Below are 21,696 nucleotides of genomic sequence, written 5' to 3'. Positions count from 1 at the left end.
CTTCTTAAAACGATTAGGAGGGCAGCCATGAAATCACATGTCCGAACAATGCAGATCGCTTTCACTTATATCGGCACCATTGTAGGAGCCGGATTCGCCACCGGCCAAGAAATATTAAAATTCTTCACTCGTTACGGACACTGGGCAGTCCTCACCATCCTGCTCTCTACTATACTGTTCATATGGCTGGGTACAAAAATGATGGTCATCGCTCGGCGCATAGAAGCAGAATCTTATGAGGACTTTAACCGTCATCTCTTTGGTGACCAAGTCGGAAGCACCATCAGTTTGTTCACGATGGCCATCCTGATCGGTGTCAACAGTATTATGCTTGCAGGAGCTGGAGCTATTTTTCAAGAGCATCTTGGATTTCATTATCAAACAGGGCTAATACTAACGTTGGTTGGTTCTTATTTTCTGCTTAAGCGGGGGATTTCCGGTATTCTGCAAATGAACAGTCTGATTGTCCCGCTAATGCTTACGCTATCACTCATCATTATTTTTAATACGTTTCAAATTCCAGGAGCAGAACGATTCCTATTCCTAGAAAATGATCGATCTATCTTTGGCGCTTGGATGTCGCCGCTGCTCTACACCGCCTTCAATCTAGGTATGGCTCAAGCCGTATTAGTTCCGATGGCTCGTCACACAGATGAAGAAAAATCTCTGGTCTGGGGCGGTATTATAGGTGGTGCCGGGATCGGCTTTATGTTGATCGCCGCGCATTTCGCGATGAGCTCACAGATGCCTGGGATTCTCCAATTTGAAATCCCTATGGGAAACATCGCCATCCGGCTGGGTACTGTAGTACAAACTATATATTTGCTGTTGATCTTTTTGGAGATCTTCAGCACTTTTGTTGCCGACATTTATGGCGTCACCATGCAGCTAAAACAACGAATTCCCGTTAAACCCACATTAATTACACCAATTCTGATGTTGGTCTGTTATTTACTGAGCCAATTTGGCTTTAGCTCTCTTCTCTCCGTGTTCTACCCGATCTTCGGAGCTTTATCTCTGGTCTGGGCTGTCATGCTGCTACGAACGCCATGGTCTATTCCACCACGTATCGATTCCTCATCGGGTTCGAGTGGAAAAGGGAACAGCCTTGTATCCATAAAACCAGTTACACGGAAATAACTGCTGCTGTTGGAATGATTCGCGCTGCCGCTTCCGCCACATGCTTGTGACAAGTCATCATTACAATCTGGCGGGAGATCGACAGTTCACCAAGCAGTGAAAGAGCAGCATGAAGACGGGCTTCATCAAAGTTGACGAATAGGTCATCGAACAGCAATGGCAGCGATACTTGCCGAGACATCGTCTCTGCCAGTGCCAAGCGGATGGAAAGGTACAGCTGTTCTGCCGTCCCGCGGCTAAGCAGTCCGCTGTCGATTAGTCCAGCATTTTTGTGTTCAGCTTTTAGCTCTTTATGGCCCAGAGTCATAACAACTCTCTTGTATTCCCCTTCCGTCAGCTTGGAGAAATAGTCCGATGCAAGCAATAGTACCTGCGGCTGCTTCTCCTGTTCATAAATACGGCGGGTTCTTCCAATTAATTCGGCTGTTAATGCTGCTACCGCATATTTATCAGCCACAATTCGCAGAGCGGCTCTCTGCTCTTCCAATTGCTGAATTACGGAGTCCTCCATACAACGCTCTTTCAAGTACTCCCTTTCCTGAAGCAGCTTCCCTCGTTGCTCCAGCAGGGTGTTCCACATTTCTTCCTCCCGTTCAGCCAGCTCTTCAGCTGCTATCCGTTCTTTTTGAAGTGCTGAGGCATCATGATGATCTAATACGACCTGCAGGGCGGCAACTCGCTCATCCTCCCAGCCTCCAAACATAGCTAACTCCCACTGACGAATGGATTTATTCAGCTCACTACGCCGCTGTACAGCAGCCGACCTTCGTAAGAAGTCCTCCCCGCTTATTGCTCCGCCTTCATGCAACAGGTGTTCACGCTGTTCTCTAAGTTCACCTAATACTCTATGGCTTTCCTTAAGCTCCTCCAGAAGCTCCTGTAACCGTGACTGAATACTTTCCCGGCGAACCAGGTCCTTTTTCAGTTCATCCCAAGCTCTTTTTCGAAGTTCCAGCCAGCTTAGTAAAGTTAGTGCAGATCTTCGTTGTCCATCCTGCGCGTCCATATCAAAGCTAGTTGCCGCTACGCCAGACTCGTTTAAAGGATCAGTACCTGATTCATAAATGAGAGCAAGCAGCTCCTCCTCGAACAAGTTGCACTCTGCTTCAAGCTGCTTTAGTCGCAAAGAGAGCTTATTCTCTTGGCGCAGCAGTTCGTTCCCCTGCTCCACCATTGCAAAGATATCCGGCAGCCCTTCCGGGGACAACCCTTCAGGCAATCTGCGCTCACGCAGCCACTCTTCATATTGCTCAGCAGTTTGAGTGAAAGCCGTCTCTGCTCGGGTCATTTCTTCCGCGAGCAGCTTCTCTTGGCCTGCCAGCGTCTCCAGCTCCGTGCGGCAGGCATCCCGCTCGGCGGCATAGCGTTCAATGCGCTGCCGCCAAGCTGACCAAGCCTCCATGAGCCTGCGAAGCTCCCTCATGGAGGCTTCCAGCCCGCCTGCGTCGGGGCTGGACCCCGGGGCGGCCGACCGCCGCCCCGGCATAGCGCTCTCCGGCTCCGCCCCGGAGAGCAGCTGCCCCCGCAGCCGCAGCATCTCAGCTGCGGCTGTGCCCGCGTCCCCGCCATGCCCTGGCGGGGACGCTTCCGGCCGGCGCGCTCCGCTGAGGCCGGCCCAAAGGGCCAGATCGGCCGCGCCAAGCAGGCCGATCGCGAGCACTGCGCTGGCCGGCGGAGCACCGGTCAGCCACAGCGCTGTGGGCAGCAGCACAGTTAGTGCTGCCCCAGCCCACAGCAGGCGCCGGTAGAGCGCAGCCATGCGCTGCGCGCTAGGGCCGTCACTTCCGGCGCCGGGGGCGCGCTGCGGCCCCTCGCTGAGCTGCGCTTCGCGCCAGCGCTCGGCCGCCTGCTGCAGCTCGTCCCACAGCTGCAGCACTTCACGGGCGCTGCGCGGAGCCAGCTGCGCAAAAGATTCGGCGCCGGTAGCGTGCTCACGCGCCAACGCCCGTTCTGCTGCCTGCAGCGAAGCTGAGGCAGCGGCCAAGCGGGATCGCAGCGTCTGCCGCGCTGCGCCCTCCGCCTCCATGCGGCGATCATAACTCGCGAACGCCGCCGCAAACCTCCGTGCAGCTTCACGATCTGCCGCTGCACCCGCAAATGCAGTCAGCTCTGCCGCGCTCCAGCTGACATCAATGCCTCGCAGAATTCGCTGCAAATGCTCATTCAGCGCGGTCAATTCACCTTCTAGGCGCTGTCTTTCTACTCGCAGGTTTTCATAGCTGCTCCGATGGCGATCCAGCCGCTCCAGGGCAGGCCCCTGCGCTATTAACAACGCATCCGGTGGATTCTGCGCCAGCTCATCCGTAAGCTCACTTTGCAGACGTTCATAACGAGTTACTGCTCCTAGAGCATTTCGAATTTCACCTTCAAGTGCCTGATAGCGAATCGCTCCATCTTCAGGAAAGGTTGTAATCACTGGCAGGTCTTGCAGTTCGAGCTGCGCATCGCTCCATTTTAACCACAATTCACGAACATCCTGAGCTTTGCGAAGCATCACAAGCTTGTCTCCAGTAAGCTTACGTTGTTGTTCCAATTGATCCAGCTCAGATTCCATAACCTTTATTGCTGCTATATTACCGTTATAACGTGGAAGATAAGAGCGGCTCTCCGCCATCTGGCGTTCTAGTTTCTCAATAGCCTGAACGATTTTAGCAGCTTCCTGCAGCTTGCCCCGAGGTTTATATAGCTTCTCAGCTTCCTGTACCAATCGGCGTTCCGCCCGCATGATCGTTCCACCGCCGCCCATCCCTGCATGAAAGAGAAAGCTGCTCATCTCTTCTGATTGAAGCGCAGCAAGCTCCTGCAGTTCATCGAGAGAGACCGCGAACAATTGATGGAACATGCTTCGAGAGATACCACCAAGCAAAAGACGCTCCATTTCAGCTTGTCCCAGCTCTTGCGTCGTTCCATTCGGATGGTTAAACGCGATGTTCAGCTTCTCATTTCTTCCTGAGCCCTCACCCCCAGTGGTATGGCGACGAATGGTCCATAGACCACCATTCATATCACGCGCCTTCAGTATTCCCCCATGCAAACCGCCTTGCATAGGTTCATACCTCTCCGTAGGGTTACCACGACTTGGAATTCCAAATAGCATGGAGCGAATAAACTGCAACGTCGTGCTTTTTCCTGCTTCATTACGTCCATAGAGTATGGTAACGCCTTCCGATAGATCAATCTCTCGGTTATGCAAACGTCCGAAGCCATGGATCTGCAAATGTTCAATTCTCATCTTCTGGAGCACCCTCCATTCCACCGAGCATTGTGATTCCCTGTTCCGCTGCACTACGAAGCCAATTTAACTTCTCCTCTTGACTTGTCACCGAGAGCAGCTGTCGCAGCTCCTGATTCTCCATGAGCGGCTTAAGCGCACTGTTTATTAATTCTTCAAGCGCTTCTGCTGAATGTTCCGTACGATCTGTAATTCGCAGCATTTCTCCAAGAAAGCTATCCTCCTCTAATAACCGTTCACGGTCAATAGCTAACCCGGACTCTACAGCGAATCCTTCCACCCAGACAAGTCCTTTATAATCTTTACGCTCAGCCCGAACCGCCTCACGGCGCTGGAGTTCAGACAGCAGATCCTCTGCCGCACCTTTTTCAGCTAATACTTTATGTACGTCCCCGCGTCCGATCAGACGAAATCTAACCACTGACATCAGCTCCGGGAGTTCCTCCCTGATTTCGTCAATCACCTGCTCCACCCTTTGTATCCATTCTGCTTCATGACTCAATCCCTCAATGGATAGATCCCGTACCTGCCAGCGAACATAATCAAGCTCATGAAACCGGAGCGCAATACTTCCAGCCTCATCAACATCCACAACATAACAACCCTTTGGTCCGGTTTCCTTAATACTGCGCCCCTGTATATTACCTGGGTACACAATTGCTGGTTTCTCATGCAATATACTGCGTTTATGGATATGCCCAAGCGCCCAATAATCAAAACCCCGTTCGATAAGATCTCTACGGCTACAAGGAGAATATGTCTCGTGCACCAAATCACCATCTACATTTCCATGCAGCATAGCAATATGAAACAGACGGCTGCCAGGCTTTCGAGAAAAGGTCAGTGCTGTGTTGTCGGTAACTTTCGCAGTCGGATAAGAGATTCCACTAACAATAGCTACTTCTTGACCATCTTTACGACGGTAAGCAGTGGCATGATCTGGCTTCTCCCCTCCGAACACGGTAACATGCTTTGGCAATTCCGTTGCCAGACGCAATCCATCAAGTGGATCATGGTTACCATGGATCAGAAACACTTGAATCCCGTGCTGGCCAAGTTCCTTGAGCGCTTCTTGAAATCGCAGCTGACCCTGTAAGGAAGCATCTGAAACATCATACACATCTCCACTGATGACAATAAAATCAACTTCCTCTTGGATCGCAACGCGGACAAGCCGCCCTAAGGCGGCGAAGGTTGACTCGCGTAAATAAGAACGAATGGCTGGCGAAATATACGCCAGCCCGGCAAAACGGCTATCCAAATGTAAGTCAGCAGCATGTAGAAATCGAAATGGAATCATAGCTGCTCACCCTTTCGTTCCTGAGGGATACTGTAAGTATGTCTTTTTAAGTTCATTAGCGACACGAGTCAGCGAATACAAGCTTTTCGCTTTATCCCAAGCTGAACGAGAAAGCTCATAACGATAAGCCGGATCGGATATCACCTTCTCTAAAGCATCAGCAAGTGCAATTTCATCATCAGGATTGACGAGCAGACCATTCACACCATCTTCAATTTGCTCCGGTATCCCGCCAACATTCGTCCCAACTAAAGCCAAGCAGCTAAGCGCCGCTTCTGCAAACACCGATCCGAAGGCCTCTGCCCGAGATGGCAGCACGAAAATATCAAAGAAAGGCATGAATTCTTCCGGATGGAGCGTATATCCATAAAAAATCGTTTCATTATAAATCCCTAATTGTTTAGCCATATTTTCCAAATCCGCACGGGAAGGTCCATCGCCGATAATATGCAGTACATATTCATGGCCGCGATTTTTAAGCTCAGCACAGGCTTTGAGTAACGTGTCAATTCCTTTGGCTGGAACCAGACGTGTCACAGTCACAAGCTGGGGTATAGCGTTGTCATGCGGGACTGGCTTAAACCTTTTTTCATCAAAACCATTCGGGATTACTCCTATATTAGAAGGATCTTGAATATATGGCGCCACATACTCTGCAAAAGCTTGAGACACGGTCATTAACTGATCACTTACATGCTCAAGTTCGCGGTAAAGCGAAACTAGAAACTGATGCTCCAGACCACCATCAGAAATAGCTCCATTCAGTATCAGCTCTCGCTCATAACTGGAATGTAAGGTTTGAATTAACGGAGTATTTGGAAATACTTTTTTCATTGCTAAACCAGCAATTGGATGATGGGAATGGATAAGATCATATGTCTTGCTCATTCGTAATTTAGTCCACCATAGATAATCACGATAGGTCTGAATATATTTCTGAACGATCTGACTTTCCCCAAACTGGGTCCAATCAAAGGTCTCGAATATGACTTCTTCATGTCCCTTGTTGCGAATCCGCTTAGGTAACCAAAACAAATCCATCTCCCAGCGGCTTGAACGGAACCTTTCCTGAAGATAAGGGATCATGGATGATACACCACCGGGTTGCTCCGGCGGGAAGAAGAGCGCTTGCAGCAAATTCATATGGTACATCCCCTTTACAATTGCCTTACGTACAGTAAGACTTGGCAATTATGATATAGTTGTGTATATGTAGAATTTCAGGTACGATTACGTTCCCCATACCTTGATTTTATCGGTATAAACATGAAACAGCAACTAAGAAAAAGGAGAATGATCTATGAAGGAAGAACAGCTGCCTGCCTCTTACACCGCATATATACAAGAAATGCTGGGGCAAGAGGCAAATGCTTTTCTAGAAAGCTATTCAGCACCACGAACGCAGGGACTTCGCTTTAATCCATTGAAAAGCATCTCAGATTCAGGTCAAGTCGCAGTAGAGCGCACAGTCTCACAGTTTGATCTGAAACCTATCCCATGGTGCCCAGACGGTTATTATTATGAAGAGCCCGCTCGACCAGGCAGACACCCTTACCATACTGCCGGACTATATTATATTCAGGAGCCTTCCGCAATGTCCGCAGCCGAACTGCTCGCACCTAAACCCGGCGAAACCGTCCTCGACCTTGCTGCTGCCCCTGGGGGCAAAACTACGCATATCGCTGGTTTAATGCAAGGACAAGGCCTCTTAATCTCTAATGAAATTCATCCGGAACGCGCAAAAATTTTGGCAGAGAACGTCGAACGTCTAGGCATAAAGAACACCCTCGTAACCTGTGCAACGCCAGAACAGCTATCTTCTCGCTTCCCACAAGCATTTGACCGAATTATGTTAGATGCCCCTTGCTCAGGAGAAGGCATGTTTCGAAAAGATCCAAACGCTGTTTCAGAGTGGTCTCCTGACCATGTAGTTATGTGTGCGGCAAGACAATGGGACATTCTACAAGACGCCTACCTTATGCTTAAGCCTGGGGGGACTCTAGCCTACTCTACTTGCACCTTTAACCGCCAAGAGAATGAGGAGATCATTGCCCGATTGACGGATCGCTACCCCGATATGGAACTACTTACCCACAAGCGCCTTTGGCCACATTTAGAAAAAGGCGAAGGCCACTTTGTTGCACTCCTACGTAAGCAAAGTGTCACCGAAAATGACGTTAATGACGATGCCAAACGCAGCACTAATAAACGTCGTAGCAAAAACAATCCAAAAATCAATTCTTCCGTACGCGATGCATATCAGTTATTTCAAGACTGGGCCGCGGTTGAGCTGCCTGGTTTCTCATATCAAGGCATCCCTCTGCTGTTCGGTGAATCTCTTTATCTACTGCCTGAATCCTTTAGCGGCAACCTCCATACGGGGCTGCTGGATGGTCTTCGTATTCCACGAGCCGGGCTACATATTGCCCATTTAAAGAAAAATCGGATTGAACCTGCTCACGCCCTCGCGATGGCGATTCAGCACACAGATGTAACACGTAGTTTTGATCTTAGTAGCGGGGGGATGGAAATACATGCTTGGCTCCGGGGCGAAAGCTTACCTGTGCCGGTGGAATTACATGGATGGACACTAGTAACTTTAGATGGATTGCCGATAAGTTGGGGCAAAGCAAGCGCTGGCCAACTTAAGAATCACCTTCCAAAAGGACTGCGCATCCTAAAAGCCCATATTGACGAGCAATAGGCCATAGACCAGTTCATCCAGTCCACTTTGGCATATGATGTCATTATCTCAGAAAGCTGCGACATCCGCCGCAGCAATGGGAATAAGACATACGTTAAGGAGGAATATATCATGGGTGAATTTCATGGAGGAGCCTTCACTTCAACTGGTGCGATCTTGGTACTCTTTATCTTGCTCGTAATCATTTCCCGTTCATTGTTCGTTTAATACCAATCCGGCTAAATAGACGGTGAAGTTAAAGCGGCTGTGTCGTCCTTTTTGGGGCGGTGCGGCCGCTTTATTTCTTTCCAACATAACATTTCCATTTGTTGTTCTCGTGAATATTTACCGTTTGAAAGCCAACTTTCTGAAATAACTGATCTATCTCTTCGTTTTTTGTGTATTGTTTCATGTGATAATTGATTTTATAGACCTCAGAAATAATAACAAACGTTCCGCCTGCCTTCAACACCCTAAACACTTCACTTATATTTTGTTCAAGATCTGGCCAGAAATAATGCGTCTGAATAGCCGTGATCGTCCCGAAAAATTCATCATTGAACGGTAAAGTCGATACGTCTCCCTGACTAATCTTCACCTTACCTGCGGCAACAGCCTTATTGTTTTTTTGATTGGATGTCTCCACAGCTTGCTGAGAATAATCTATGCCGTAGATTTCCTGATATTTATTATGTTTTGCAAGCATATGTATAGTTTGACCACCACCACAGCCTATGTCCAAAATAGGTGCGTTGTTCATCACTTCTATTTTTTTAAGCCCCCACGTTGTTATGCTGGTATGTGCCTGGTTCATGATCTTGATCATGATATTCCCGACGAATCCTCTCGGGTTCTTGGCTTGATCGATCAGTGCATTCAATAATCCCATATTTTTAATCTCCTATTAACGATTTCGAATCAATAAATTGCCGACTTCTAATTCCTTTTTGGAGTACTCGTCATTTCTGCAATCGAGCAGCACTTCAACTCTGTAAGTCTCAGCGTCCACACAACAGATCGTCTGGGAGCCTAAAGAAATAATAATCATTCCATCTTGAACAACAACGTCAGTGAATATGTCTTTAAGCAATTTTTTGTCCTTTTGAGTCCATGCTCCATATATATTTACTTGTGAGATACCCTGAATATTTTGATCTCTACTGTTTGGAACCATATATTGCTGCATAAATGCTAGGCTTTTCTCGTCATTCATTTGTTGTAAAAAGAATTGAAAAGGCACTCCTTCAAATTTCGGTATATATGAATTTTTCCATGGCATCGTTCTAGTTAACAGATTAAAAAACCAACGAAACCGCAAAGGTTCTGGTGTTGAAGCTTCAATATTTCGACTTGAAAGTTCCTTATATACAGCATCTATATCTTCTACATCCAACGCAAAGCCTATAAGACTCCGATGTCCTCCCAGATAATCCTCCGTCCAACTTTTCAGCCAACCGCCGCCATCCTTTTTCTTAATTCGAACCCATTCAAAATATTCATTTCCGATCCATATATTTGATACTTTAAACCCCTTTGTACCTTTTCCCCACTTCGGCTCATATGGAAGACCAAGCGTTTGGACTGCCTTAACAAACGTTTGGTCTTCGTGTACATTACGATCCACATTTACAACTAGATGATCAATTTTCACTCATGCACCACCTTATTAATTTGCCATACCAGCAGCCTGATCACTTGATATATGTTCCGTAAGATTTTCAGTTGTAACTACCCACTTAGCTACGTGATAATCTATTTTATGAATACTAGTATATGAAGTCGGAAAATGGGTGCTTTTATTTGTCCACGTTAGTCCCTTTAAAATATGGTATATAACATTAATCACTCCACCATGAGTGACGACAATTACATTTCCTGTGGGATCAGTACTCTCTATTTCATTACAAAGCTTCGAGAAACTTTCTCTTATTCTCGTAAAAAACTCCTGTGGACTTTCTCCTCCTGGAAACCTCTCATCCATTCTTAAAACCGAGAAATAGAGACCCGGGTATCGTTCATTTGCAATTTCATGGGGCATTCCAGCGATTACACCATTGTTCGTTTCTCTCCAACACTGACTGCGTTCAATAGGCAAGCCAAGCTCTTTGGCTATCTCATTTGCTGTATCTATCGCACGTTGTAAATCACTGCTAAGGATACGAGTGATGTTAAAGCTAGATTGATTCTCCTTTAGATAACGACCAAGCCGTTCGGCTTGTCTATAACCCTCTACTACAAGTCCACGTTGACTCCAACCGCCTCGATAGCCTTCGTCATCTATTCCATGCCTTATAAAATATATAGCCATCGATCCTATTCCTCCCCAAAAAGATTGTTATACACATTTCAATAAAACATCCTTCTAATCCTCCATTTTTGCTAAATAATCCTATTCGGCAACTAAAAAAAGCTACCGATTGATCGGAAGCCTTTTTAGCTGAACCTAGTGATTGTTTGTATTAAACTTTGTGATCGCTTGTTGCTGAAGTTGATCCCAATGGGGTGTCGCAATGTTTGCTTGCTGCTTCAAACTATCGAATGAATCAAACAAAGCTGCTATTTCGCTGAAAGAACCGTCTACTAATTTCATAAACGGTAATTTATGAATTATTTTCAGACCATAATACACACCCTGTTTGTGTTTTCGAACAAAGTTAACTTGACCTGCTGGAGTGATAGTATACCCTAGTTTCTCCATAATTTGAAATCCCTCGTCCATTACTGAGATGGCTTGTTTTAACAGCTTCTCATCCTTTGACACCTTTTTCAAATCCCCGTCGTGAAGATAACTAAGAGAGTTCAAAGCCACTATAGGCACGATATGACTTTTAAGCCAAGCATCCATATCCTCATGATAAGTTAGCTTATACTTTACATTTTTAAAGGCATTTTCCAGTACAGGCTTTATTAGAATCTCACCGTCTAGACTGCCAAGTACCATTTGCCCTCCAGCCCTTATGTTGATGATCCGACCGCTCGCCTCACGAATGCCTCCACTAAGCTGAAACCCGAAGAGTATATTTTTTCTCATACTGCTCATATCCTGAAGATCCTTTTGCATGCCATGGGCATCGCCGTTATTCCCCACAAGAATTATATTCTGACTCTGATTCTTAGCTAGAATAGGTAATACAGCTGGAAAATCATTGTATTTCATAACAACAAAAATAAGATCATAGCGATCATCCGATCGAAGCTCTGAGATGACTTTCACAGCATCTACAGTGTTTTTGTATTGAAAATAATGGCGAAGAACAAGTCCGTCTTTCGTCAACTGCTCCGCACGCTTCCCTCTGGCAAGCACTGTGACATCGTTTCCCCCACGCACTAGAACATGCGCAAGGTAGCTGCCTAAAACTCCCGCTCCAAAAACTAATACTCTCATGTTTAACTCCTCTATCCCTTTTTAGACATTTGTTGAATTTCGATCAACTGTTCGATAAAATCAGATTATCACATCACCGGTAGGGTTCAATCGTTAGTTTGATCGGTTTTGTTGATTTTTCAACAGAATACAATACATTGTTTAATAAAAGGGAGTATTACCATGGATAGAAGAATTAAAAAAAACCAAACAGCCATCATGAATGCATTAATTCAACTGATGGCTGAAAAAGATTTTGAAAAAATAACGATCAACGAAATCGCAGAGCGTGCTGATGTAAACCGCGGAACAGTTTATTCCCATTATGCGGATAAATACGATCTGATGGATAAATGCCTGGAGGCTCAGCTCCAACAACTAATTGAAAGCTGCTCCGCAGTGGAGGATGTAACCGAACCCAATCCCTCTAAAGCGTCATTGCTCCGCACGCTGGAACAATTGGAGGAGAATGCTCTCTTTTATAAAACTTTATTAAGAAATAAAGCTCTGGTCTCCTTTAGAAACCAATTACAAGAAATGATAAATGAGCAGATCAAGGTACAATTTTTAGAAAACAATTTTAATCTAGATGAGCTGAGTAAAGATATATCTGTGCAATTCTTAAGTTCGGCGACTGTCGGAGTGATTGAATGGTGGTTTACCCATAGTAATCCTTGTTCTGCAAAAGAGATCACTGAAAAGTTATGGTCCATGCTCGATCTAAATCTGCAGATGATCCGTTCTCAAGCTTGAATATGTTCTCCCATATCCATTTCATAAATGGAGCTGATGATCTTTTCTATAGGAATCTCCTTAATGGAAATATCAAGGATCTCTACCTTTTCGCTAAGAATATGCAGAAACTCTCCCATTTTACATTGCCCGGTATCGATCATTAATTCCACTTCGTAATCCGATATTCTTTCCGATAGCAGAGTCCCGGGCAGATCAATCTCACCAATAGTTGTGGCAGCAGAAAGCCTGACTACCTTTTTCGCACCCAGATGAAGTCGAAGTTCAGAGAACTTATCGTCATATACTTTTTTACCTTGATGAATAATAAGTACTCTTTGAACCAAACGTTCCACATCTTCCAAGTCATGTGTCGTTAGAATAAATGTGGTGCCTTCCTGATTCATTTGCTTAATGAATTCTCTGATTCTTTGTTTAGCTATAACATCCAGCCCGATCGTCGGCTCATCTAAAAAAACCACAGGCGGTGAATGAAGCATTGCCATAATAAACTCGCATTTCATTCGTTCTCCCAGTGAAAGGGTGCGCGTAGGCTTAGTGATAATATCACCAATCTCAAACATATTTACAAATCGATCTAGTCTTGTACGAAAGTCATTCGTAGGAATATCATAAATTTCCTTGTTCATATAAAAGCTATCCAAAGGAGGAATGTCCCATATTAACTGCGATTTCTGTCCGAACAGTACTCCGATTTGTTTTACATATTGATTTTTCTGCTTATGAGGGTTGTACCCTAGAACATTTATTTCTCCCGATGTAGGATATAGAACGCCTGTCAGCATTTTAATAGTCGTAGATTTCCCCGCACCGTTTGGACCCAGAATGCCAATGATTTCTCCTTTTCCAACATTGAAAGAAAGATCCTCTACAGAGGTAATAATCGATTTTTCACGGTGAAACAGACTTTTAAATACACTTTTTGCATCTTGTCCACGGTGATACGTTTCATATTGCTTAGTTAAGTTCTTGACGGTAATAATGTCCACTGTAATTCTCCTTCATACAAATTCATCCCCCGGCACTTTTGTAACTACGAAGCATGTAGGTATAGAGCCAAATTCCGAAGGCAGCAAATAACACACACGGGATAATCGCTATAAAAAAATAGGCTTCCCATCGTCCAATAAGTGTAGATGCTGGAAAGTAAGCAATCATCGAAACCGGAAACAGAAAAGAACTCACGGCTACGACTGCTTTTGGAAAAATCGTTCCTGGATATCGTCCAAAAGACTTAATACTCTCAAACATCTCCGGCAAGCGGGAATTCGCTACCCATTTGAAGGAAATTGCTGCCACAATAAGCGCCACGCCGAACATAACAAGCAGCCCTGCGCCAAACAACAACAGGAACAATAACCAAGAGCCGATGGTCATCCCATCGATTCCGCTAAGTGCGTATACGAACATGACTAATCCTCCACCTAAAAGCCCGATACTTTCGAACTCAAAAGATCTGGCCAACAGCAGAAAAAGGCTCGAGGTTGGTTTAATTAATACCACTTCCAAAGTCCCTTCTACTACATGAGACATTGTATTCCACATAATTCCGTTAAAAAAAATCCCGGCACAAGCCGTAGACAAAATGAAAACAGATTGAATTAACAGCGCCTCTTTAAAGGTCCATCCTTCAAATGAAGCATTCGAATTATAAATGAATACCGTTACTAGAGGAAACAACACATTCCCTATAAGCATGATAAGACTATTAAGAATAAAATTAACACGATAAGTGATAGCAGAAGCTATATTCGCCTTCATACAAGTTTTGTATATTAAAAACATACGTTTCATGCGCCCACCCCCGTAAAATGCTTAAGCGACACCGCATACAACACCCGGCAGACTATTCCGGCAATCATAACGGCTATAAGCTGCAGCAACAAAACTTGAGGAATAGGTAAGGTTATATCAGCTAAAGTATAGCTACCTGTATAGACCATTGCAGGAAGAAAGGTCGTATACTGAAACGGTAAGAAAAAGGACGCCATTTGTAAGGATTTTGGAAAAAAGACTAATGGAATCAGCGATCCTGAGAATATCCCCTCGCAAAGACTAAAAAAGTTACGAATACTAGAGGACTGCACCATCCAAAAGGCGACCATTCCAATACTATAATGGATAAAAAAATTCATCATAAAAGCCATTGCTATCGAAAGAATTGCATAAAGTAAATTTGCTGGCAAAACATCAATATGAAAAATAAAAAAGAAAATCATAAAGCAGGGTATAAATTCAAATAGAAGTCCAAGTACCCTATGCCCTGCCTTCTGAGACAACGCATAGAACATATGATTCATCGGTCTTAAAGAGAAGGTAATGAACTTCCCCGTGCGGATGAGCATTTGTAAATTCCAATCGGCAAAATCCATGGTCAAATAGTTAATCAGCATCGTGGCACAAAAATAAGAGAGCATATGGGAAAGCGACATTCCGTTAATAGAAGATTCCCCACTATAAACAGCGCTCCATATATAATACTGCACCAAAAAATACACAGGACCCACAAATATAGAAACCATCGAATGCGTCCTGTACGCACTCCATTCCTTATAAGTAACAAAAGCAACCGCTCTCATAAGGCGAAAGCGGTGCTTTATCATCTCAAACATAAGTCACATCCTGCCTATCTGTAGATATTTCATAAAAAATAGCAAACTTCTTATTCGAGTCCGGACCAGATCACATTATGTGTGCCAAAAACGCCTCTACCATCCCATACCCCTTTATGCCAAGGGAGATACCAAGCGGCAACCATCTTTTCTATAGGGTCAATGAACAAGGCACATGCTCCTGCCCCTTCGTGAAAATAAGTGCCTTCAGAGTAAGAAGTACTTACATTAAATCGAAGGTCCGGCCCAAGTCCGTATGGACGATCCGATCCTCCATCTCCCCATGCGTAGTTTGGAATTTTCTCAGTATTGAACCGCTTGGTCATTCTTTGAACAGCCATACGACTTAAGATATGACCACCCTCGTATTCCCCTTGGTTAAGCAACATGATTCCGAACTTTTGTATATCAGTAACTGTTGAATATAACCCCCCTCCAGTTCCGGGAAGCTTGATTTCTTCTTCAGACCTTTGTTCCTCATCCGTAAATTCCCCGTTTTGCAGCTTCTGAAGATATTCCTTGGCCCCTTCCGAACGAATGGCGATCCTACTCGCTTTCTCTGGCGGTATAACAAAGAAAGTATCTTTCATTCCTAAGGGTTTTACAATGTTGTCCATTATGTATTCTTCTGCAAAAACACCCGTTATTTTCTCGATAATTGCACCCAAGATCACATATCCGAACGATGAATACATCCATTGCGTCCCTACTGGAAAATGAAGCCCATAGGAAAGTCCAGCTTGAATCCAGTTTTCTTTCCCAACCTCAGATTCATAAATATACCACCAAGCACTTTTATAGTAAGTATCACTTATAGTGCCATGATCTGGTGCAATGCCGGAGGTATGAGTCAGTAAATGGGCAATTGTAATCGGCTTAAAAGGATCCGCATCAAACTCTGGTAGAATAGAACTAACAGGCTGCCCCATAAAAATCTTACCATTATCCGCAAGCTGCCAGATCGCTGTCGCTGTAAACAGCTTTGTAATTGAAGCAATGCGGAAGATTGTATCCGTTTTCATTTCTTGGGTGCTGTCTTCTTCGTAACTGAAACGTCCCCCGGCACCATTAGCAAATATTTTCCCATAACGACTTAGAGAATAAATATAACCATCAGCTACTTTCTTATCACAGAGATCCCCATAAAAATGATTAAGTGCCTCTAAGCGGTCCTCCCTGTAATTCACTTCGTGCAGCTTACTAAGCTCTGTGGATGATAACATCGTTCACACTCCCCTAATTTTAATAAACACGCAATAAATTATCATAAATGTAAATATACACCTAACTCATAATACCTTGTCAATGTAATAGTTACAACATGATATTTCACGTACTTATAAATTAATTCAGTTTATTAATTACATAAATAGCATGCGCTAAAACCCTAATAAATGGAAGGTCAATTATATATTTAACTATTCTTTACTGATCTCACTACCGGTAGCCACTGTCAAGAATCGAGCAAAAAGCGCTGCTCTATTGAACAGCGCTTTTTACTCGATATGAAATGCCTTTATTATTCTAGTTCAGCCGGCTTTACAATGGCTGTACCTTTGTTATTCTTGGAATATTTAGCTTCAATTTTCGTGGTGTATGTATCTTTTTCTCCGTCACTGGTCAGCACATAACTCAGATCGACTGTCAGCTTTTCCGTCTGCCAGGTCTTAGTATTGACGAACAATTTCCAAGTTACGCTTTTCGGTTGAACGGTCTCACCATCCCAGAGATTCTCCTGGTCATACAGCGCGATTATTCCCTTAGCTGCTGTCGGATCAGTTATCGTGAACTGTAGGACCGTCTGTGCGCCAACATTGTTGACTTTCATCGATTTTTTATAACTTTTGACCGAATCAAGCATGGAAACAGGATCATATTGACCTTTCGAGTAAAAAGCATTCCACTCCGCCTTCTCCAGTCCAAGCCAATACTGTGCATTGGGATCGATGGGCTCCCCGTCATCGTCGTAACCCTCGTCTTCAGATTCATCGATAAGCTCACTTCCGTCTACAAGATAGTAATACTCCTTGTCATTGGCATACAGGCTGTAAGATGTTTTTAAAAGACTGCTATCGACGGTGCCTGCTGCGGCAAAATTCGGCAGACGGTTGATATCCAGCTTCAGTGTGTTGGTGTTGCTGATACGCACCCCTCCGCTTTGAATATCCTGTTTTTTGGTCACATCTAAGTGGAAATTCTTTAGTGCTTTGGAGGCTGCCGTTACTTTGCTGATCATTTGATCCGCAGTGACTGCTGCTGTCGTAGCTGCAGACACAACTTGAGGATTAGACATCCATCCGATCGTTCCGGACAGCAATAAAGCACCCGCTGCCAACCCTGTACCTATTGTTTTAAAAAAACTCTTCATGTACTTCCCCTTTCGGCCCCTTGCGATAATGTAACACCGTATAGGTCGGAATAATAAAAACAGCTCGAAATAGACTACACGTCCTTCAGAACTATCCTTTATGATTCATAAGACATCCCTATGGCGGCCTGGCGATCATTTCCTTCTGTAGAAAGGCTTTAGACCCATGGCTTTGTGTCATCATCTTTCGATGATTTTACCTTTAACGCGGACATTCAATTAGTTTAAATTAGATTAAAGGACGTTTGTCCCTTTGCCAATTTTAGCATGGTCATATTTACCTGTAAACGACTTATCTTCCATTTATCTTTACAATAAAGGTAATAGATTAATTTTTATTCAAATTGCTGTTTTCTCTTTCATCAAAGTCCTGGTCTAGGCTGGTGTCAGTATTATAAGTCCAATGACCCTTAACATATTTCAAGTAAATAAGAGCTTCGTATTTATCATTGTCTACCCCTTCATTGTATGTAACATCGCTCCAATCGAGTTTCCCATGGACGACAGCTTCCTTTTCTCCTAGGTAAACGACTCGTTCGTCGGTTAGCAAGTACCTCGATTCAGAATTGGCAAAGTGCCCCTTCATCATACTTTCCCATGTCACCGAACTGAACACAACAGCATTCCATTCTTTAATAATCGAGGGGTCTGTATATTGGGTAGTAAGATCAAGATTTTCGGAGTTATACGCATTGTAATAGGTTCTTAGATCTGCCAATACGGCATTCTGCTCGGTTTGATGATTCTCCATAATAACCGCAGCTTTCTTATCAATATCCGCAGGAAGCTCCATACGATTAAAAATCAAGCTATCATTCGCGATCTTCCACTGTCCTCGTTCATATCGAATATCGAAAAGATACACAGCTTCTCGCTTCAATTCTTCTGTGTTCTTAATGTAAGTTACTTGAAGATTCGCTTCACTAGCAGAAGTGTATTCAATCCGATCTATTGTCACTTTGAAGTCTTTAACTGCGATTTCACTGATTGGTTGATTAGCTTCATAATCATATTCTAGATTCATATAACCTAATTTAAGATTATCAGATGTTAATAAACGGGGACTAAACGTTTCGTAGTATTTCGTAAGTAGTTCTTGAATAGCAGCTTCCTGACCCTCTCCGTACGGTTTCAAGCTCACAGATAGCTTAGATTGATCATAACTAACCGAATATTTCGCTAAGTTACTAACCAAACGAAGAGGAAGATACACTTGTCCATTAAGGACAGGAATCTCTTTATCCAAATAATAAGTCACTCCGTCGTAGTAAATGATAGCCTCACCAGCCCAGAATTCGATTTTGGCACCTCTTATGACCCCTGAGATTTTACGAGTATCAGGATCAAATGATACCTTATAACCCATGGCGGAGAAAAATTGGCGATACGGCACGTACATAACACCAGACTTTAAGATCGGATGAACGCCAGCAACCTTTACATTATTCACAAACATCTGAATAGATTTGTCAGCAGACGCTGTCCCTATAACAAGCGGTGTAGTCATTATCAAGCAAAAGCTCAATAAAAGAACCGCAAACTTTCTAACCATTTAACACATCCTATTCTCAATAATGGCGTAATTTGTTCTACCTGTTTAATTCAACTTCTTCTATATTTCCGTCCCATTCCATGATGAATTTTTTATGAAGGGAAGTGTTTCTATAAATACTATTGAACTTGATTAGCTAAGTCTACTAGATCGGAATCATCCAGTTTGTAATCACCTAACAGATCAAGATTTCCGTTGATATAATAAACAAAGCGGGCCAAGAAACCATCTTTGCTCTCCCACCAAATAGATTGACTGGTCTCATCCTCATCGTAATAAGCCTGTTTTCCGTTTTTTAGTGTATAAGGTTGTTTACCTTGTTCAGATACTTTCTCTGGATCATTTATAACCTTACTTAGAATCAACCTAATTTCCTGTGTGGTCTGCTTGTTTTTATAATGAAAGATATATTGTTGGAGTATATATGGATTATCAAGTTCTATCTTCGTACGAACTTCATTCACTTCAAATGGAAATCTAAACGGCTCAGCGAAATCATAATTCATCGATAAAACCCTATCTTGATTACTACCGCTGCATCCACTTATTAAAATAATCAATATTAATAAAACATAAGAAAAAACACTCTTCATCTCTTCCCTCCTTCGTATTACATAACAAGTAAAAGGTAGCAAATTATTTGGGTACACATACCATCAATTCACCTAAGAATACATCAACCAAATATTGGAATTAACATCTATTATATCAAACAAGTATAGAGATTAAAGGAGGATATGAAACTAGCAAACCAAAGAGTACTAGAATGAATTACCTTCACAACAAAAAAAGCATAAAACAGACTCCCGTCCGCTTTATGCTTTGCACCTAAACTTATTTCACAAATCCAAAAAATCTTAGGATAAACAATATTTTACGAGCGCATCACGCACACCATGCTCGTTGTTCGAACCCGTTACAGCATTCGCTGCCGCTTTTACCTCTACAGGAGAATTATCCATCGCCACACCCATCCCTGCGTAAGTAAGCATAGAAATGTCATTAAAATAATTACCGATGGAGAGAACTTCTTCTTGCGGTATTCCCAGCTTCACAGCAAGATTTTTTAAAGCGTTACCTTTAGAGGATTCCGGATGCATCAAATCAACGAAAAATTCACCACTTCGCAAAATATTGTACTCAGGAGCCCAAGTACGCCATTCACGTTCAGCTTCGTCAAGGATTTCTGGCTGTGTAAATACAGTAAACTTAACAACCGGTTCACGGAAATCTTCCCAGGCTGGCAGTGTTGCTGGCACAATACGAAAGTGCTCATACATATAATTAGCTTCTTTTGTCAGGTTCTCTACATTATCAACGTACATATCAAAAGCAGTATTCACATCATAATGAATATTGTGTTTACGGCAATAGTCAATATAGGGGTCAAGACCACGTGCATCCATACCGTATTGATGCAATACTTCACGATCTTTCACACGTACCGTTGCAGCCCCGTTGTGACCTAGTACGTAACCAGACAGCCCTATTTCCTCCATAAAAGGAATCGAGTTCTGTGGACTGCGTCCCGTACACAATACGATTTGACCGCCAAGGCGTGTAACCTCAGCAATAGCTTCTTTATTCTCAGAGCTTAAGTGGTGATCATCATTTAATAGCGTACCGTCCACATCTAGTGCAATCAGTTTGTATCTCATACTCCACCATCCTTGTCTTTCTTTTTCTATATATATTGAACTTGAGGCTTTTGTGTTAAGTGTCAGTCGCAACTACGGTGAATGTTTGGACTTCCAGCCGCTGTTGTTTCCAGATTTCTTAATTTATACCGTTTAATAGCGGATGAAATCCGGAAACAAAGGCGGTCGCTATCGCTCTTACAGTTCCAAAATTCCCCTCCGTCTCTCCCTTCTCTTATACCAAGTTTCCAAATTCAATTTATATATCAATTTATATATCAGTTTCTCTACTATCCTTCTGACCCATCTGCCCCTAAGAGTGCCAGCTCCTCTGACGTCAGTTCCCGACAAGCTCCCAGCGGCAGACTTTCATCAAGCTTCAATTCTCCCATAGATACACGTTTCAGAAAAGTGACTTTTTTGCCTACCGCCTGAAACATACGCTTCACCTGATGAAATTTCCCCTCAGTAATGATAAGTGAAATATGGGAAATCACTTTGCTGCCGCGCTCTCTTCCAAGAATGGTTAAGTGTGCAGGCAAAGTAACGTAGCCATCTTCCAGCTCCACCCCTGCTGCAAAAGCCGCGACATCATCCGCGTCTACATCGCCCTCGATGGTTGCCTCGTACGTTTTCGGGACATGCTTACGTGGCGACAGCAATTCATGGGCAAGCTTCCCATCATTAGTGATCAGAAGCAGTCCCACAGTATCCTTATCTAGCCTTCCTACAGGAAACGGTTCAAACTGTGCATATTCATGCTTTAAAAGATCCAAAACTGTCCGATCCCGCTTGTCCTCCGTAGCTGACAGGACACCCGGGGGTTTGTTCATCATAAGATATATGAATTCACGGTAGGTAACAGCCTCTCCCCCTACCTCTATTTTATCGGCATAAGGATCCACATGGTACCCACTATCTTTTACCACTGTCCCGTTCACCAATATTAAGCCTTGTTTAGCTTGTTTACGGATATCACTGCGCGACCCCACTCCAATATGGGACAATACTTTATCTAATCGTTGTTTTTTGGCGGGCTTACCTGATTGGCTCAT

Annotated in this window: 20 protein-coding genes and 1 riboswitch; of the genes, 4 read left to right on the top strand and 16 right to left on the bottom strand. The window is 43.8% G+C overall.

Annotated elements, in window-relative coordinates; genetic code table 11:
• The first annotated feature begins 27 nt into the window (after positions 1 to 27).
• Positions 28 to 1,140, top strand: coding sequence for a YkvI family membrane protein (locus tag R50345_RS10655; protein ID WP_042126390.1), 1,113 nt, complete (start codon positions 28 to 30; stop codon positions 1,138 to 1,140).
• On the opposite strand, the gene R50345_RS10650 is transcribed toward R50345_RS10655, so the two are convergent.
• The 3 genes from R50345_RS10650 to R50345_RS10640 are packed head-to-tail and all read right to left on the bottom strand — an operon-like array spanning position 1,127 to position 6,815.
• A complete protein-coding gene (locus R50345_RS10650; RefSeq protein ID WP_042126388.1) occupies positions 1,127 to 4,372 on the bottom strand; it encodes an AAA family ATPase in 3,246 nt (1,081 codons plus the stop codon). The genes R50345_RS10655 and R50345_RS10650 overlap by 14 nt on opposite strands.
• On the bottom strand, positions 4,362 to 5,672 hold the full coding sequence (locus R50345_RS10645) for a metallophosphoesterase family protein (RefSeq protein ID WP_042126386.1): 1,311 nt from the start codon (positions 5,670 to 5,672) through the stop codon (positions 4,362 to 4,364). The genes R50345_RS10650 and R50345_RS10645 overlap by 11 nt, the downstream gene beginning before the upstream one ends.
• Positions 5,673 to 5,678: 6 nt before the next feature.
• Positions 5,679 to 6,815 carry a glycosyltransferase family 4 protein gene (locus R50345_RS10640; protein ID WP_042126384.1) on the bottom strand — a complete coding sequence of 379 codons (1,137 nt, stop codon included), beginning with the start codon at positions 6,813 to 6,815 and terminating at the stop codon, positions 5,679 to 5,681.
• Positions 6,816 to 6,972: 157 nt separating this feature from the next.
• On the opposite strand from R50345_RS10640, the gene R50345_RS10635 reads away from it, so the two are divergent.
• The gene (locus R50345_RS10635) at positions 6,973 to 8,376 is read left to right on the top strand and encodes an RsmB/NOP family class I SAM-dependent RNA methyltransferase (RefSeq protein ID WP_042126382.1); all 1,404 of its coding nucleotides are present in this window, start codon (positions 6,973 to 6,975) and stop codon (positions 8,374 to 8,376) included.
• 111 nt (positions 8,377 to 8,487) lie between these two features.
• Positions 8,488 to 8,583 (top strand): sporulation protein YjcZ, encoded by a 96-nt coding sequence (locus R50345_RS31670; protein WP_197069771.1) that lies wholly within the window; start codon positions 8,488 to 8,490, stop codon positions 8,581 to 8,583.
• Between the two features lie 70 nt (positions 8,584 to 8,653).
• Here the strand turns inward: R50345_RS31670 and R50345_RS10630 are convergent, their stop codons facing one another.
• From R50345_RS10630 to R50345_RS10615, 4 genes are all read right to left on the bottom strand, one after another.
• On the bottom strand, positions 8,654 to 9,244 hold the full coding sequence (locus R50345_RS10630) for a class I SAM-dependent methyltransferase (RefSeq protein WP_042126380.1): 591 nt from the start codon (positions 9,242 to 9,244) through the stop codon (positions 8,654 to 8,656).
• A 15-nt stretch (positions 9,245 to 9,259) separates the two neighbouring features.
• Positions 9,260 to 10,006 (bottom strand): VOC family protein, encoded by a 747-nt coding sequence (locus R50345_RS10625; RefSeq protein WP_042126378.1) that lies wholly within the window; start codon positions 10,004 to 10,006, stop codon positions 9,260 to 9,262.
• A 15-nt stretch (positions 10,007 to 10,021) separates the two neighbouring features.
• Positions 10,022 to 10,663 carry a histidine phosphatase family protein gene (locus R50345_RS10620; RefSeq protein ID WP_042126376.1) on the bottom strand — a complete coding sequence of 214 codons (642 nt, stop codon included), beginning with the start codon at positions 10,661 to 10,663 and terminating at the stop codon, positions 10,022 to 10,024.
• Between the two features lie 135 nt (positions 10,664 to 10,798).
• Positions 10,799 to 11,740 carry a ketopantoate reductase family protein gene (locus R50345_RS10615; RefSeq protein ID WP_042126374.1) on the bottom strand — a complete coding sequence of 314 codons (942 nt, stop codon included), beginning with the start codon at positions 11,738 to 11,740 and terminating at the stop codon, positions 10,799 to 10,801.
• Between the two features lie 162 nt (positions 11,741 to 11,902).
• Here R50345_RS10615 and R50345_RS10610 point away from each other — a divergent pair, with 162 nt between their 5' ends.
• Positions 11,903 to 12,472: a TetR/AcrR family transcriptional regulator gene (locus R50345_RS10610; RefSeq protein WP_042126373.1), complete on the top strand. Its 570-nt coding sequence runs from the start codon at positions 11,903 to 11,905 to the stop codon at positions 12,470 to 12,472.
• Here R50345_RS10610 and R50345_RS10605 read toward each other — a convergent pair.
• The 9 genes from R50345_RS10605 to R50345_RS10565 form a co-directional block, all read right to left on the bottom strand.
• On the bottom strand, positions 12,463 to 13,461 hold the full coding sequence (locus R50345_RS10605) for an ABC transporter ATP-binding protein (RefSeq protein WP_231574134.1): 999 nt from the start codon (positions 13,459 to 13,461) through the stop codon (positions 12,463 to 12,465). The genes R50345_RS10610 and R50345_RS10605 overlap by 10 nt on opposite strands.
• Before the next feature lie 22 nt (positions 13,462 to 13,483).
• Entirely contained in the window at positions 13,484 to 14,266 is a 783-nt protein-coding gene (locus R50345_RS10600) for an ABC transporter permease (protein ID WP_042126371.1), read from the bottom strand.
• On the bottom strand, positions 14,263 to 15,084 hold the full coding sequence (locus tag R50345_RS10595) for an ABC transporter permease (protein ID WP_042126368.1): 822 nt from the start codon (positions 15,082 to 15,084) through the stop codon (positions 14,263 to 14,265). The genes R50345_RS10600 and R50345_RS10595 overlap by 4 nt, the downstream gene beginning before the upstream one ends.
• 50 nt (positions 15,085 to 15,134) lie before the next feature.
• A complete protein-coding gene (locus R50345_RS10590; protein ID WP_042126366.1) occupies positions 15,135 to 16,307 on the bottom strand; it encodes a serine hydrolase domain-containing protein in 1,173 nt (390 codons plus the stop codon).
• A 296-nt stretch (positions 16,308 to 16,603) separates the two neighbouring features.
• Complete coding sequence (locus tag R50345_RS10585; protein ID WP_042126364.1) at positions 16,604 to 17,452, bottom strand: DUF6612 family protein; 849 nt, start codon at positions 17,450 to 17,452, stop codon at positions 16,604 to 16,606.
• 119 nt (positions 17,453 to 17,571) lie between these two features.
• Positions 17,572 to 17,663, bottom strand: a riboswitch (cyclic di-GMP riboswitch).
• A 117-nt stretch (positions 17,664 to 17,780) separates the two neighbouring features.
• Entirely contained in the window at positions 17,781 to 18,959 is a 1,179-nt protein-coding gene (locus R50345_RS10580; RefSeq protein ID WP_231574132.1) for a copper amine oxidase N-terminal domain-containing protein, read from the bottom strand.
• A gap of 164 nt (positions 18,960 to 19,123) precedes the next feature.
• Positions 19,124 to 19,597, bottom strand: coding sequence for a hypothetical protein (locus tag R50345_RS10575; protein ID WP_042126360.1), 474 nt, complete (start codon positions 19,595 to 19,597; stop codon positions 19,124 to 19,126).
• A gap of 264 nt (positions 19,598 to 19,861) precedes the next feature.
• Entirely contained in the window at positions 19,862 to 20,662 is an 801-nt protein-coding gene (locus tag R50345_RS10570) for a Cof-type HAD-IIB family hydrolase (RefSeq protein ID WP_042126358.1), read from the bottom strand.
• A 269-nt stretch (positions 20,663 to 20,931) separates the two neighbouring features.
• Positions 20,932 to 21,696, bottom strand: coding sequence for a pseudouridine synthase (locus R50345_RS10565; protein WP_042126357.1), 765 nt, complete (start codon positions 21,694 to 21,696; stop codon positions 20,932 to 20,934).

The sequence above is a fragment of the Paenibacillus sp. FSL R5-0345 genome (assembly GCF_000758585.1).
In the GTDB taxonomy this organism is placed as follows: Bacteria; Bacillota; Bacilli; order Paenibacillales; family Paenibacillaceae; genus Paenibacillus_AQ.
The sequence above is the reverse complement of the archived record's forward strand: the minus strand, read 5'-3'. Positions and strand labels throughout refer to the sequence as shown.

Excerpts from the sequence above, each read along its gene's own strand:
- R50345_RS10655 (WP_042126390.1), top strand. The coding sequence starts at position 28 with ATGAAATCACATGTCCGAACAATGCAGATCGCTTTCACTTATATCGGC.
- R50345_RS10650 (WP_042126388.1), bottom strand. The coding sequence starts at position 4,372 with ATGAGAATTGAACATTTGCAGATCCATGGCTTCGGACGTTTGCATAAC.
- R50345_RS10645 (WP_042126386.1), bottom strand. The coding sequence starts at position 5,672 with ATGATTCCATTTCGATTTCTACATGCTGCTGACTTACATTTGGATAGC.
- R50345_RS10640 (WP_042126384.1), bottom strand. The coding sequence starts at position 6,815 with ATGAATTTGCTGCAAGCGCTCTTCTTCCCGCCGGAGCAACCCGGTGGT.
- R50345_RS10635 (WP_042126382.1), top strand. The coding sequence starts at position 6,973 with ATGAAGGAAGAACAGCTGCCTGCCTCTTACACCGCATATATACAAGAA.
- R50345_RS31670 (WP_197069771.1), top strand. The coding sequence starts at position 8,488 with ATGGGTGAATTTCATGGAGGAGCCTTCACTTCAACTGGTGCGATCTTG.
- R50345_RS10630 (WP_042126380.1), bottom strand. The coding sequence starts at position 9,244 with ATGGGATTATTGAATGCACTGATCGATCAAGCCAAGAACCCGAGAGGA.
- R50345_RS10620 (WP_042126376.1), bottom strand. The coding sequence starts at position 10,663 with ATGGCTATATATTTTATAAGGCATGGAATAGATGACGAAGGCTATCGA.
- R50345_RS10615 (WP_042126374.1), bottom strand. The coding sequence starts at position 11,740 with ATGAGAGTATTAGTTTTTGGAGCGGGAGTTTTAGGCAGCTACCTTGCG.
- R50345_RS10610 (WP_042126373.1), top strand. The coding sequence starts at position 11,903 with ATGGATAGAAGAATTAAAAAAAACCAAACAGCCATCATGAATGCATTA.
- R50345_RS10600 (WP_042126371.1), bottom strand. The coding sequence starts at position 14,266 with ATGAAACGTATGTTTTTAATATACAAAACTTGTATGAAGGCGAATATA.
- R50345_RS10595 (WP_042126368.1), bottom strand. The coding sequence starts at position 15,084 with ATGTTTGAGATGATAAAGCACCGCTTTCGCCTTATGAGAGCGGTTGCT.
- R50345_RS10590 (WP_042126366.1), bottom strand. The coding sequence starts at position 16,307 with ATGTTATCATCCACAGAGCTTAGTAAGCTGCACGAAGTGAATTACAGG.
- R50345_RS10585 (WP_042126364.1), bottom strand. The coding sequence starts at position 17,452 with ATGAAGAGTTTTTTTAAAACAATAGGTACAGGGTTGGCAGCGGGTGCT.
- R50345_RS10580 (WP_231574132.1), bottom strand. The coding sequence starts at position 18,959 with ATGACTACACCGCTTGTTATAGGGACAGCGTCTGCTGACAAATCTATT.
- R50345_RS10575 (WP_042126360.1), bottom strand. The coding sequence starts at position 19,597 with ATGAAGAGTGTTTTTTCTTATGTTTTATTAATATTGATTATTTTAATA.
- R50345_RS10570 (WP_042126358.1), bottom strand. The coding sequence starts at position 20,662 with ATGAGATACAAACTGATTGCACTAGATGTGGACGGTACGCTATTAAAT.
- R50345_RS10565 (WP_042126357.1), bottom strand. The coding sequence starts at position 21,696 with ATGAGCCAATCAGGTAAGCCCGCCAAAAAACAACGATTAGATAAAGTA.